This is a genomic window from Pseudomonas allii, assembly GCF_055380095.1.
On sequence record NZ_AP039450.1, the window covers coordinates 1,159,335 to 1,172,363 of the forward strand.

Annotated in this window: 14 protein-coding genes; 9 read left to right on the plus strand and 5 right to left on the minus strand. The window is 61.4% G+C overall.

All coding sequences use genetic code 11. The features are described 5' to 3' along the window. Nucleotides 1-42: 42 nt before the first annotated feature. Nucleotides 43-1,500 carry a D-alanyl-D-alanine carboxypeptidase/D-alanyl-D-alanine endopeptidase gene (dacB, locus tag ACZ445_RS05210; protein ID WP_464708040.1) on the plus strand — a complete coding sequence of 486 codons (1,458 nt, stop codon included), beginning with the start codon at nucleotides 43-45 and terminating at the stop codon, nucleotides 1,498-1,500. Nucleotide 1,501: 1 nt separating this feature from the next. Here dacB and ACZ445_RS05215 read toward each other — a convergent pair whose 3' ends face one another. After that, nucleotides 1,502-2,281, minus strand: coding sequence for an IclR family transcriptional regulator (locus ACZ445_RS05215; protein WP_058422877.1), 780 nt, complete (start codon nucleotides 2,279-2,281; stop codon nucleotides 1,502-1,504). A 120-nt stretch (nucleotides 2,282-2,401) separates the two neighbouring features. Between ACZ445_RS05215 and hmgA the strand changes: the two genes are divergently transcribed. From hmgA to ACZ445_RS05235, 4 genes are all read left to right on the plus strand, one after another. Continuing rightward, the gene (gene hmgA / locus ACZ445_RS05220) at nucleotides 2,402-3,685 is read left to right on the plus strand and encodes a homogentisate 1,2-dioxygenase (RefSeq protein WP_058422876.1); all 1,284 of its coding nucleotides are present in this window, start codon (nucleotides 2,402-2,404) and stop codon (nucleotides 3,683-3,685) included. Nucleotides 3,686-3,688: 3 nt separating this feature from the next. Next, nucleotides 3,689-4,975, plus strand: a complete 1,287-nt coding sequence (fahA, locus tag ACZ445_RS05225; protein ID WP_058422875.1) for a fumarylacetoacetase — start codon at nucleotides 3,689-3,691, stop codon at nucleotides 4,973-4,975. A gap of 12 nt (nucleotides 4,976-4,987) precedes the next feature. Further along, on the plus strand, nucleotides 4,988-5,623 hold the full coding sequence (gene maiA, locus ACZ445_RS05230) for a maleylacetoacetate isomerase (protein WP_179030267.1): 636 nt from the start codon (nucleotides 4,988-4,990) through the stop codon (nucleotides 5,621-5,623). Between the two features lie 139 nt (nucleotides 5,624-5,762). Further along, complete coding sequence (locus ACZ445_RS05235; RefSeq protein WP_464708041.1) at nucleotides 5,763-7,133, plus strand: MFS transporter; 1,371 nt, start codon at nucleotides 5,763-5,765, stop codon at nucleotides 7,131-7,133. Nucleotides 7,134-7,283: 150 nt separating this feature from the next. Here ACZ445_RS05235 and ACZ445_RS05240 read toward each other — a convergent pair whose 3' ends face one another. After that, entirely contained in the window at nucleotides 7,284-8,087 is an 804-nt protein-coding gene (locus tag ACZ445_RS05240; protein ID WP_464708043.1) for a SirB1 family protein, read from the minus strand. Between the two features lie 187 nt (nucleotides 8,088-8,274). On the opposite strand from ACZ445_RS05240, the gene ACZ445_RS05245 reads away from it, so the two are divergent. Then, a complete protein-coding gene (locus tag ACZ445_RS05245; RefSeq protein ID WP_179040635.1) occupies nucleotides 8,275-9,294 on the plus strand; it encodes a Leu/Phe/Val dehydrogenase in 1,020 nt (339 codons plus the stop codon). Between the two features lie 54 nt (nucleotides 9,295-9,348). Here the strand turns inward: ACZ445_RS05245 and ACZ445_RS05250 are convergent, their stop codons facing one another. Then, nucleotides 9,349-9,609: a YebG family protein gene (locus tag ACZ445_RS05250; protein ID WP_003171979.1), complete on the minus strand. Its 261-nt coding sequence runs from the start codon at nucleotides 9,607-9,609 to the stop codon at nucleotides 9,349-9,351. A 272-nt stretch (nucleotides 9,610-9,881) separates the two neighbouring features. Between ACZ445_RS05250 and ACZ445_RS05255 the strand changes: the two genes are divergently transcribed. From ACZ445_RS05255 to ACZ445_RS05265, 3 genes are all read left to right on the plus strand, one after another. Next, nucleotides 9,882-10,145, plus strand: coding sequence for a DUF6124 family protein (locus ACZ445_RS05255; RefSeq protein ID WP_058427807.1), 264 nt, complete (start codon nucleotides 9,882-9,884; stop codon nucleotides 10,143-10,145). Nucleotides 10,146-10,349: 204 nt separating this feature from the next. Continuing rightward, nucleotides 10,350-10,511 (plus strand): type II toxin-antitoxin system RelB family antitoxin, encoded by a 162-nt coding sequence (gene relB, locus ACZ445_RS05260; RefSeq protein ID WP_375166125.1) that lies wholly within the window; start codon nucleotides 10,350-10,352, stop codon nucleotides 10,509-10,511. A 119-nt stretch (nucleotides 10,512-10,630) separates the two neighbouring features. Further along, nucleotides 10,631-11,119: a phosphate-starvation-inducible protein PsiE gene (locus tag ACZ445_RS05265; RefSeq protein WP_058427808.1), complete on the plus strand. Its 489-nt coding sequence runs from the start codon at nucleotides 10,631-10,633 to the stop codon at nucleotides 11,117-11,119. Here the strand turns inward: ACZ445_RS05265 and ACZ445_RS05270 are convergent. Both ACZ445_RS05270 and ACZ445_RS05275 read right to left on the minus strand, forming a co-directional pair. Next, nucleotides 11,116-11,430: a DUF3509 domain-containing protein gene (locus ACZ445_RS05270; RefSeq protein ID WP_058427809.1), complete on the minus strand. Its 315-nt coding sequence runs from the start codon at nucleotides 11,428-11,430 to the stop codon at nucleotides 11,116-11,118. The genes ACZ445_RS05265 and ACZ445_RS05270 overlap by 4 nt on opposite strands. A gap of 287 nt (nucleotides 11,431-11,717) precedes the next feature. Continuing rightward, entirely contained in the window at nucleotides 11,718-13,004 is a 1,287-nt protein-coding gene (locus ACZ445_RS05275) for a serine/threonine transporter (RefSeq protein WP_464708044.1), read from the minus strand. Nucleotides 13,005-13,029: the final 25 nt, after the last annotated feature.

Here is a 13,029-nt window from a genome sequence, read left to right on the forward strand (position 1 = left end):
GTTAGCGTTGCTGTCACTGACCGCTTTAGGAAAACGCTACTGATGTACTTTGGAAAATGGATATCCACCAGCGGAATGCTGGTGGGCTTGAGCTTATTGCTGGGTGGCTGCGCGAGTGTTTCCCAGACGTCCACCCCAACCATCATCGACCAGTTGATGGCCGACCCGGCCCTCAACGGCGCCACTGTGTCCCTGATGGTGCGTGATGCCCGCAGCGGCAGCACCCTCTATCAACACAACCCGCGAACCCGCCTGATTCCCGCATCCAATCTCAAGCTGCTCACCACCGCAGCGGCGATGGATGTGCTGGGGCCGCAGTATCGTTTTTCCACGCAACTGCTGAGCAACGGCACGCAGCAAGGCGAGCGTCTCAGCGGCAACCTGTACCTCAAGGGCCTGGGCGATCCGACCACGCAGTTCGCCGACTACCAGGCATTGGCGGCACAGCTTGCCGCCCTGGGCGTGCGTCAGGTCCAGGGTGACCTGGTGTTCGACGACACCTTTTTCGACGCCGAACGCCTGGGCGTGGATTGGGCCCAGGACGACGAAAGCACCTACTACGGCGCGCAGATTTCGGCGCTGACCGTGTCACCTAATTCTGATTTTGACGCGGGCACGTTGCTGGTCACCGCCAAAGCCCCCGCCGTGTTGGGTCAGCCGGTCAGCGTGTTGGTGAGTCCGTCCACCGACTACGTGCAACTGGACAACCGTGCTGTCAGCGGCCCGGGCAACAATTACGGCATCACCCGCCAGCACGGTACCAACCTGCTGCAACTTACCGGTGCGCTGGCGCCGGGCAAGCAAAACCGGCAGTGGGTGAGTGTGTGGGAGCCGACGCAACTGGTGGCGAATCTGTTTGAACAGGCATTGGCACAGCAGGGCATCCAGGTGCTCGGGCGCCGTGTGATCGGCGGTGCCAGTCCTGCGGCGGCCAAGGTCGTGGCGGAACATCAGTCGGCGCCGTTGCAGGAACTGATCACGCCGCTGCTCAAGCTTTCGAACAACAACATGTCCGAAGCCTTGCTCAAGGCCATGGGGCGCAAGACGTCCAACGCAGGCACGGCACAGGCGGGGGTTGCCGCGGTGGCGGACTTCATGCGCCGCCAAGGTTTGGACCCGATGACGCTGAGCCAGGTCGACGGTTCGGGCTTGTCGCGGCGCAACCTGGTGTCTTCTCAGGGGCTGACTGATTTGCTGCTGGCGACGGCCAAACAGCCGTGGTTCGACGCCTGGTACAACGCCTTGCCGATTGCCGGCAGCGCGGACCGCATGACCGGTGGCAGCCTGCGCTACCGCCTGCGCGGCACGGCTGCGCTAAACAACCTGCACGCCAAGACCGGCTCCATGGCCGGCGTGTCATCGTTGAGCGGCTACATCACCGACGCCAAGGGCCGGCGCCTGGTGTTTTCAATGATCAGCAATAACTACCTGAGCACCGCCGCACCGATCCGCGCCCTGGAAAACCGCGTGGCGTTGGCCCTGGTGCAGTGGCACGACTAACTCAGGGTTGAAAACCCATACGCCAACTCACAGCCCGGGTCGCTGCCAGCAAACGCTGCGCCGCCGGGCCGTCCTCGTCGGCATGGAACAACGAGGTGGGGCCGACCACGGTCATCACCGCCGCCACCTGGCCGATAGCGTTGAACACCGGCGCCGACAACGCATCGACGCCGGGCATCAACAAGCCGTGCACAAAGTGCAGGCCACGGCCGCGGATCTGTTCGCAGGTGGTGGCGTAGGCCTGATCGTCCGCCAGGGCGTGGGCGATGCCGGCCTGGATCTCACGCTCGCGCAGCTCCACGGTTTCCCGCGACGGCAGGAAGGCGCTGAACACCAGCCCGGTGGACGAGCTGAGCAGCGGCAGCACCGAACCCAGTTGCGTCACCACCGTCACCGCGCGCACCGCCGGTTCGATCTGCACCACGGTCGCACCCTGGTTGCCCCACACCGCCAAAAAGCAGGTTTCATTCAACTCATCGCGCAACTCCGCCAGGGGCATGGCGCCGACTTTCAACACGTCCATGCTGCCCAGCGCCGCCAGGCCAACCCGTAACGCTTCACGGCCCAGGCCATAGTGGTTGGTGGCGGTGTTTTGTTCGGCGAAACCCGAGGCGATCAGCGCCTGCAGATAACGGTGCACCTTGCTGGCCGGCATCTGGACATGTTCGGCCAGGCGTGACAGTGACGTTGCCGGGGACAACTCGGCCAGGGCCTTGAGGATATCGGTGCCCACTTCGGCCGAGCGGACTTTCTGTTTACCGGTGTCGCGGGGCTTTTCCATGGAGGGGCGAGAATCCGAGAGATGAATGGGCGTCTTTATAGCTTGACGGTCGATAGTGATCAAATTACGTTATGCGTAACTGGATTACGATAAAAACAACTTGCGTACAGAGGATGATCCATGAACCTCGAATACCTGTCGGGCTTCGGCAATGAATTCGCCAGCGAAGCCTTGCCCGGCGCACTGCCGGTCGGCCAGAACTCCCCGCAAAAAGCGCCCTACGGGCTGTACACCGAACTGTTCTCCGGCACCGCGTTCACCATGGTGCGCAGTGAAGCCCGGCGCACCTGGCTGTACCGCATTCAGCCGTCGGCCAATCACCCTGCATTTATCAAGCTGGAGCGGCAATTGGCCGGTGGGCCGTTGGGCGCAGTGACGCCCAATCGCCTGCGCTGGAACCCGTTGGATATGCCGAGCGAGGCGACGGACTTTATCGACGGGCTGGTCGGGATGGTGGCTAATTCCGGGTCAGAAAAACCCTCAGGCATCAGCATCCATCACTACCGCGCCAACCGCTCCATGGAGCGTGTGTTTTTCAACGCCGATGGCGAGTTGTTGATTGTTCCCGAGCAAGGCCGCCTGCGCATCGCCACCGAGCTTGGCGTGTTGGAAGTGGAGCCCCTGGAAATCGTTGTGTTGCCCCGTGGCCTGAAATTCCGCGTCGAACTGCTGGATGCACAAGCGCGCGGTTACGTCGCCGAGAACCATGGCGCGCCACTGCGCCTGCCGGACCTGGGCCCTATCGGCAGCAACGGCCTGGCCAATCCGCGTGATTTCCTGACGCCGGTTGCGCACTACGAAGATCTGAAACAACCGACAACGCTGGTGCAGAAGTTCCTCGGCGAACTCTGGGCCTGCGAGCTGGACCATTCGCCACTCAACGTGGTCGCCTGGCACGGCAACAACGTGCCGTACAAATACGACCTGCGCCGCTTCAACACGATTGGCACCGTGAGTTTCGATCACCCGGACCCGTCGATCTTCACCGTATTGACCTCGCCCACCAGCACCCACGGCCTGGCCAACCTCGACTTCGTGATCTTCCCGCCGCGCTGGATGGTGGCCGAGAACACCTTCCGCCCACCGTGGTTCCACCGCAACCTGATGAACGAATACATGGGTCTGATCCAGGGTGCCTACGACGCCAAGGCCGAAGGCTTCCTGCCGGGTGGCGCATCCTTGCACAGCTGCATGAGCGCCCACGGTCCGGATGGCGAGACCTGCACCAAGGCCATTAACGTGGAACTGGCGCCGCACAAGATCGATAACACCATGGCCTTCATGTTCGAGACCAGCCAAGTGCTGCGCCCGACCCAATTCGCCCTGGCGTGCCCGCAACTGCAACCTTCCTATGACGCGTGCTGGGCCTCGCTGCCTGCCACCTTCAACCCGAACCGGAGATAACCCATGACTCAGCCCACACTTACCCGCAGCTGGGTGGCCTCCGCCAATGGTCACACCGATTTCCCCTTGCAGAACCTGCCGCTGGGTGTGTTCAGCATCAACGGCGCGGCACCACGCGTCGGTGTGGCGATTGGTGACTCGATCCTGGATCTGCATGCCGCCATCGACGCGTTCAGTGGCGATGCCCTCCGCGCCGTCGAGGCTACCGCCGGTGGTCAACTGAACGCCTTGTTCGAACTGGGCCGTGGCCCGCGTGTGGCCCTGCGCGAGCGTGTGCTGGAGCTGCTGGCCGAAGGCAGCCAGCTGCAAACCCGCGAGGCGCAGGTACTGCACCGCGCCGCCGATTGCCAGATGCACGTACCGGCACGGATCAACGACTACACCGACTTCTACGTCGGCATCGAACATGCGCAGAACGTCGGCAAACTGTTCCGTCCCGACAACCCGCTGCTGCCCAACTACAAATACGTGCCGATTGGTTACCACGGCCGCGCCTCGACCATTCGTACCTCGGGCACCGATGTGCGCCGCCCCAAGGGCCAGACCCTGCCGGCCGGTCAGACCGAGCCGGCCTTCGGCCCGTGTGCACGCCTGGACTACGAGCTGGAACTGGGTATCTGGATCGGCCAGGGCAATGCGATGGGCGATTCGATTGCCATCGGTGATGCGGCGGACCACATCGCCGGTTTCTGCTTGCTCAATGACTGGTCGGCGCGGGATATCCAGGCCTGGGAATACCAGCCGTTGGGGCCGTTCCTGTCGAAAAGCTTCATCACCACGATCTCACCGTGGGTCGTCACGGTGGAAGCACTTGAGCCGTTCCGCAAAGCGCAACCGCCACGCCCTGATGGCGATCCGCAACCGCTGTCGTACCTGCTGGATAAACGTGACCAGGCAGCGGGCGCCCTGGATATCGAATTGGAAGTGCTGCTGACCACCGCCGCCATGCGCGAACAGAACCTGCCGGCGTTTCGCCTGGCCCTGAGCAACAGCCTGCACATGTACTGGACCGTCGCGCAGTTGGTGGCGCACCACAGCGTCAACGGCTGCCAGTTGCAGGCCGGTGACCTGTTTGGTTCGGGCACCTTGTCCGGGCCGCAGGCGGGCCAGTTCGGCAGCTTGTTGGAAATGACTGAAGGTGGCAAAAAGGCGGTTGAGTTGCCGTCTGGCGAGGTGCGCAAGTTCCTCGAGGATGGCGACGAGATCATCCTGCGCGCCCGCTGCAGCCGCGAAGGTTTTGCCTCCATCGGCTTCGGTGAATGCCGTGGCACCGTGGTCGCGGCGCGCTAGGAGGGCAGGGTAATGGAACTCTACACCTACTACCGTTCCACCTCTTCGTACCGCGTGCGTATTGCCTTGGCGCTCAAGGGCCTGGATTTCACTGCGGTGCCGGTCAACCTGCTGGTACCGGCGGGCGGTGCCAATCGCCAGCCGGAGTACCTGGCGATCAACCCGCAGGGCCGTGTGCCGGCGTTGCGCACCGATGAGGGTGAGCTGTTGATTCAGTCTCCGGCGATTATCGAATACCTGGAAGAACGTTATCCACAAGCACCGCTGCTCTCAAGCGACCTGCCGACCCGAGCCCATGAACGGGCGGTGGCGTCGATCATCGGCTGCGATATTCATCCGCTGCACAATTCCAGTACCCAGAACCTGCTGCGCCAGTGGGGGCATGACGAGACGCAACTGCTGGAATGGATCGGCCATTGGATCAGCCAGGGGTTGGGTGCGGTAGAGCAGTTGATCGGCGACACAGGGTTTTGCTTCGGCGAGCAGCCGGGGCTGGCCGATACGTTCCTGATTCCCCAGTTGTACGCGGCGGAGCGCTTCAAGGTGCCATTGGCGGCGTACCCGCGCATTGGTCGGGTGGCGGCGTTGGCGGCGCAGCATCCGGCGTTCGTGAAAGCACACCCTGCCAATCAACCTGATACGCCTTAGGACCCAATGTGGGAGGGGGCTTGCTCCCGATTGCAGTCTATCGGCAATGAATGCATCGACGGGTCCACCGTATTCGGGGGCAAGCCCCCTCCCACATTTTGACCTGCGCCACCCTTATAAAAATAATAGGTACCTTGCGATGCACAATCAGATTGCCAGCTTTCGTGCGGCACTCGACGCCCGTCCGGTGTCGCGCTATCAGTGGTTGATTCTCCTGTTACTGGCGCTGCTGCTGGTGACCGATGGCTACGACGCCCAGGTCCTGGGTTATGTGGTGCCGGCACTGGCGCAGGATTGGGGGTTGGAGAAGGCTGCCTTCGGTCCGGTGTTCAGTGCCAACCTGCTCGGGCTGACCTTGGGCTCGTTGCTGGTCACGCCGCTGGCGGATCGTTTCGGTGTACGCCGCATCTTGCTCGGCTGTGTGCTGATCTACGCCACCCTCACCGTGCTGATGGTGTTCGCCAACTCGCTGACCACGTTGATGGCCGCACGCTTTATCTGTGGCATCGGCATGGGCGGCGCCATGCCAAGTGCTATGGCGTTGATGTCGGACTATTCCCCGCCGCGCCTGCGCACCTTGATGGTGACCTTGGCGGCCTGTGGTTTTTCGTTCGGCGGGGCGGCGGGTGGGTTTGTGGCGGCGGGGTTTATCGAAGGCTTTGGGTGGCAGGCGGTGTTCCTCGCCGGTGGCGTGACGCCGCTGCTGCTGTTCCCGTTTCTGGTGTGGCTGTTGCCGGAATCATTGCCGCGTCTGCTACGAGACGCACCGCCTTATGCGCGGCTGCAAAGCGTGACGTTGCGGATGTTGCCGGGCTGGCAACCGCCGCTGGCCACTGAGGCGGAAAACCAACAGGAGCAGGGCAGCAAACTGACGGTGGTGGAACTGTTCCGCAACGGCTACGCACGACCGACGGTGCTGATCTGGGCGACTTTTTTTGTCAGCCTGATCCTGCTGTATTTCATGATCAGCTGGTTGCCATCACTGCTGCTGGAAAGTGGGCTGGCATTGAAAGAAGCCAACCTGGTGACTTCGATGTTCCTGTTCGCCGGCACCTTGGGCGCTATCGGCATGGCCTGGTTCGCCGACCGTTTGAAAAACAAAGTGCGTCTGTTGTCAGGCGTGCTGGCGGCTGCGGCGGTGTGCACCCTCCTGCTCGGTGTGAACCATGACAACCCGCGTTATCTGGTGGCCTGTGTGTTTGCGGCCGGGTTTTGCATCATCGGTGGGCAATTGACCCTCAATGCCTTTGCCAGCAATTTCTACCCGGCACATGTGCGCGCCACGGGGACGGGCTGGGCGTTGGGGGTGGGGCGGTTTGGTTCAATCCTGGGGCCGTTGTTGGGCAGCATGTTGCTGGCGATGCATATCCCGGTGGAGCAGATTTTCTTTTTTTGCGCGATCCCGGCGGTGGTGGCGGCGTTGTTGATCATTCAGGTGCGATTGCCTGGGGTTGGGGGGGCGAAGAGCCCGTTGCCCGGCGACATTTTCAAGACACCAGCCAATCACTGACGCGGGCTTCACGGCGAGCGACCTTGTTGTGGCGAGCGGGCTTGCCCCGCGTTGGGTCGCGAAGCGGCCCCTGAATTGGGCCTGCTACGCAGTCCAACGCGGGACAAGCCCGCTCACCACAGGACAGAGGTGATCCTGCAAGTCAGGTGTTCAGTGCACCACTGAGTTGGGCGGCAAATGCCCCAGCCGCTCGGTCAGGCGCAGGCGCTGGATCGGGTCTTCGCTGAGCATCAGCGCGTGTTCCAGGTCGAAACGCTCGGCGTTGGGGCAGTCCAGGCGCTGGTACAGGCTGGCCCGTGCCAGGTAATCGGCGGCGTTGGCATTGCCCAGTTCCAGCACACGTTCGGCGTCGACCAGGGCCTCGAGCGCGTCGTCGTTGGACAGGTGCAATTGCCGCAGGTTACGTGACAGCCGCTGCAGGATCGAACGCGGGTCGGCGGTGTGCAGGTGGTCGGCCTGCAGCTTGAGGTTGGGGCCGTACTGGCGTTGCAGCAGGTCGCGGCAATCATTGGGGTACAGGCGCCGGCCGCCGCACGGGTCCAACAGGTGATCGGCACCGGGTACGCGCAGCAGGAAATGCCCGGGGAAGTTCACGCCGACCATGGGAATGTCCATCCGTCGCGCCAGCTCCATGGCGATCAGCCCCATCGCCAGGGGTTGTCCGCGCTTGCGTTGCAACACCTTGTCCAGCAAGGCAGCGGCGGGGCGCAGCGGGGTGAATTCATCCTGGGCAAACCCCAGGTCATTCAGGCGCCGCAGCAGCGGTTGACCGAGTTCATCCGCCGGCAGCATGGGCATGCCGATGCTCACCTGTTGGTGCAGCAGCGTCAGTTCTTGCAGGACCACTGACGGCTGCACCGCCGGGTCATGCTCGGCAGCAATCCACAGCGCCGCTTCAAACAGCGCGGGCGGGGAGCGTTCCAGGCAGGCGAAAAAGGCTTTGCGGGGGTTCATTGCATTCTCCGGCGGATGCCCCCGTTTTAGCCTTGCTGGGAATTTTCGTCCAGTAGCTTGGGAAGTATCCTGCGCGCTTATGTCGCAATTCCTACGAAATTGAACGGCTTATTCCAGCGTATTCCGGCAGTTTTCTACCGCAAGCCTATACTTGGCCCACTACCAGAAGTGACTCGGGAGCTTGACGATGTTTGCTCTCATGCACAGCACCCGCCTTGAATCGCTGCACTTGAGCGTCGACCCGGTCACCGGGCTGAAGGCGGTCATTGCCATCCACAACAGCCGCCTGGGGCCCGCCCTCGGCGGCTGTCGCTACCTCTCCTATCCCGACGACGAAAGTGCCGTGGCGGATGCCGCGCGCCTGGCCCAGGGCATGAGCTACAAGGCTGCCCTGGCCGGTTTGCCGGTGGGCGGTGGCACCGCCGTGATCCTGCGTCCCGCTCATGTGGAAAGCCGTGCTGCCTTGTTTGAAGCCTTCGGCCGTTGCGTCGAACAACTCGACGGCCGCTATATCACGGCCATCGACAGCGGCACGTCGGTGGCCGACATGGACTGCATCGCCCAGCACACCCGCTACGTCACCAGCACCACCGCTGCGGGCGACCCTTCGCCCCACGCCGCCATGGGCGTATTCGCCGGCATCCGCACCACCGCCATGGCGCGCCTGGGCAGTGATAACCTCGAAGGCTTGCGCGTCGCCATTCAGGGCCTGGGCAACGTCGGCTTCGCCCTGGCCGAACAGCTGCACGCGGCCGGCGCCGAACTGCTGGTGAGCGACATCGACCAAGGCAAGGTGCAACTGGCCATGGAGCAGTTGGGTGCGCACCCCATCGCCAACGACGCCTTGCTCAGCACGCCGTGCGACATCCTCGCACCGTGCGGCCTCGGTGCCGTGTTCAACCGCCAAAGCGTAGGCCAACTGCGCTGCGCTGCCGTGGCCGGTTCCGCCAGTGCACAACTGACCCACCTCGACAATGCGGATCAACTTGAGGCGCGTGGCATCCTCTACGCACCGGACTACGTGATCAACTCGGGCGGCCTGATCTACGTCGCCCTCAAGCACCGCGGCGCGGAGCTGGCGTCTATCACCGCGCACCTGTCCAACATCGGCACGCGCCTCACCGAGATCTTCGCCCACGCCCAGGCCGAAAAACGCTCACCCGCCCGCGTGGCCGACGAACTCGCCGAGCGCCTGCTTTACCAATAGCCGGGTATTAAAAAGGCCCTGAACCAAAGATTCAGGGCCTGTTCAATTCGGGCTTTATTCCGCCGCTGCGTTCAGCAACTCGGACAACGCGTCCGGCTGGCTCTTGAACGCCTTGGCAAACACATCGCGGTTCTTCGCCATGTAGATCCCGGCTTCTTCCACCTGCTGCTCGCTCAGGGACGGCACGGCTTTTTGCAACACTTCTGCGAGCAACTCAGCGAGTTCCAGCATCTTGTCATGACGGTCAGCTTCGGCTTTATCCATGAACAAACGCTCCAGATCTCGGCTGCTGCGGTATACCACTTCGACGGCCATTCACCACCTCACATGCCTTCACGATAATTGTCTTTTGCGACTACTGTATTTATATACAGCTAAAAGGGTAAGCCAAACCGTGGGGTTTGGGTAGCAGTTTTTTAATGTAGTCGGGAAATGGGGGTTTGCTACAACGGAAATTTCTGACGATACGGCGAGGTTGCCGGGTAATCCTACGGTGAATTACCTTTTTCAATCCCTGTCTATGCGGGACCGAGTTTGGCGGCTCGATTACGAAGGAGTATCCATCTGATAAATACTGGAGTCGTCTCATGTCAAAAAAACCATGCAACAGGTGCGCCGAGCAATTCAATGCAGAAACACCTGTCACGCTCTTCAACGTAACGCCCAACGCTGACACAGAAACCTTGCTGGCTAACGCCAGTGAAACCTTGAGCAGCGCCCGTGAAATGGCAAATGCGCTGGCATTCGACCTTGATGGTTCCCACCGAAGCCTGGTATTGGCAATTTCCCAGTTGGTTGAAGTAGGTGGTTTGTTGGTTGATCGCGCATTGGACCAAGTCGCACCGGCCTGAGGCAGCCCGACCACGTTTGTCGAGTGAGCTTGTTGTGGCGAGCGAGCTTGCTCGCGTTGGGCTGCGAAGCAGCCCCATTCAGGCCAAGACGTTGTTCCGGATAAATCCAGGTGACAGGTTTGCGGGGCGCATCGCACCCCAACGCGAGCAAGCTCGCTCGCCCAGAATTGGTGTTTACATCTTATGAGTAGTGAAGCTTCTGATATGCCGCAAAGCACTGACTCCAAAACGTCCTATGATCTTTGGTTTCGGACCAAGGTACAACAGGCTTTGGATGACCCTCGTCCAGCAATCCCACATGAACAAGTCATGAGCGAAATGAACGCGCTGATTCAGGCCAAGCTTTCAACCCATCAACCCGATTAAGTGCCTCGTATTACTTGGCCATCATCTCATTCCCTAGCCCTGGCCTTTTTTCTGCATGCAGAACAACCGTCACGTCCAACCCGCATTATCCGGTCGAGTCGACCTAAGGAAGCATCATCGTGAAAATCAACTGGGCCGAAAGGCTGCGCCAGCAAGTACACGGGCTGGCCGAGTCCCTGGGTAACCTGTTCGTCGAGTCGTTCCACTACCTGGCGCTGTTCGCTATCGGTGCGGTGACGGCGTGGGCGGCGGTGATGGAGTTTTTGGGGATGCTCGAGAACGGGCATATCAAGATCGATGACATCTTGCTGCTGTTCATCTACCTGGAATTGGGCGCGATGGTGGGGATTTACTTCAAGACCAACCACATGCCGGTACGCTTCCTGATCTACGTGGCGATCACCGCGCTGACGCGGCTGCTGATCTCCAACGTGTCCCATCACAACCCGCCGGATGTAGGCATCATCTACTTGTGCGGTGGGATTCTGTTGTTGGCGTTCTCGATCCTGGTGGTGCGCTATGCCTCGTCGGCGTTCCCGTCGGTGAAGGTCGAAGGCCCGCGTCGCAAAGGCGAGGCGAGCCTGGAAACCGAGAAGGGCGAGCTTTAAAGCCCGACGCTGAAGGGCAGGGTGCGGGTAGGCGGCCGCTGTAGCACTTTGTGGTCGCCATCCGTCATTACCGTGAGGATGTCCAAGGCGCTGTGGCCCTGCTCGATGGCGATGCCGAACTGGATGCTTTGCACCAGACGCTTGAGTCGCTTTGGATCATTGCGTTGTTCGGCGCTGATCATGCGTTTAGCGACCACGCCTTGTTCGTTGGAGAGGGTCAGCATGATGCTGCCGTCCAACCGTTGGATGCTCAGGTTGACACGGTATTCGGGCGTGAAGGTGTCGGTGATGATCTGAAAAGGATTGTCCATGGTGCGTTACCGCCTGATAAGAACATGCAGTCATTGACGACCGGTATCGGGATTAGTTCGCGTTGCCTGACCACCGGCCACTCCGTCGCTGAGGTTTCACAAGGTCCGTTTGCCTCATGAGCTGTACAGCAAAGGCCGTGCCGTGCAGCGCTCGTATCCCAATGTGGGAGGGGGCTTGCCCCCGATAGCAGTGTGTCAGCCAATGAATGCTCGGCTGAAAGACCGCTATCGGGGGCAAGCCCCCTCCCACCGCTGTTTCGGGTTGTGCTTGAGGTGGGTGACCTGTTTCAGGGCAGTACCGAGAAAACGATCGCTGACAGCGCAATCAAGCCGATCACCACCACGAACACGTTCGACAGCTGGCCCGAATACTGGCGCAGAGCTGGCACGCGGCGGATTGCATACATCGGCATCAGGAACAGCAGGCACGCGATGATCGGCCCGCCCATGGTCTCGATCATGCCCAGGATGCTCGGGTTGAAGGTGGCCACGGCCCAGCAGGTGAGTACCATGAACAGCGCGGTGCAGCGTTCCAGCCATTTGGCCGACATCGAACGGTTACGCCCGCGCAGGGATTTGACGATCATGCCCTGGAAGCCTTCGCTGGCGCCGATGTAATGGCCGAGGAAGGACTTGGTGATGGCCACCAGCGCGATCAGTGGCGCGGCGTAGGCGATCACCGGCGTCTGGAAGTGGTTGGCCAGGTACGACAGGATCGAGATGTTCTGCGCCTTGGCCGCTGCCAGGTCGGCCGGCGACAGCGCCAGTACGCAACTGAAACAGAAGAACATCACGGTCAGCACCATCATGCCGTGGGCGGTGGCCAGGATGCCGCTGCTTTTGCGCTCGGCCTGCGCGCCGTACACGCGTTTCTGGTCGACGGCGAAGGCGGAGATGATCGGCGAATGGTTGAACGAAAACACCATCACCGGGATCGCCAGCCACAGGGTCTTGAAGAAGATCGGCAACGGCATGCCCTCGCTGGCGGAAGCGAAGAACGCGCCGTTCCAGTTGGGAATCAGGCTGAACGCCAGCAACAACAGGGCGGCGACGAACGGGTACACCAGCACGCTCATGGCCTTGACGATCACGCCCTGGCCACAACGCACGATGGCCATCAGGGCGAGGATCAGCACCAGCGACAGGATCGCCCTAGGCGGTGGGGTCATGTGCAGTTGATGTTCCATGAAGCTGCCGAGGGTGTTGGTCAGCGCCACGCTGTACACCAGCAGGATCGGGAAGATGGCGAAGAAATACAGCAGGGTGATCAGCTTGCCCGCGCCGACGCCGAAGTGTTCTTCGACCACCTCGGTGATGTCGCCGGATTTGCCTGACAACACAAAGCGCGTCAGCCCACAGTGTGCGAAGAAGGTCATCGGGAAGGCCAGCATTGCCAGCACGATCAGCGGCCAGAAACCGCCGACGCCGGCATTGATCGGCAGGAACAGGGTGCCGGCGCCGATGGCTGTGCCATACAGGCCGAGCATCCAGGTGGTGTCATGTTGGGTCCAGCCGGTGGTCACGGTTGCTTCTACAGCAGGGTTTTCTACGGCAGGTGTACGTACATCGGTCATCGTTATTGCCTCGTTATTATTTTTG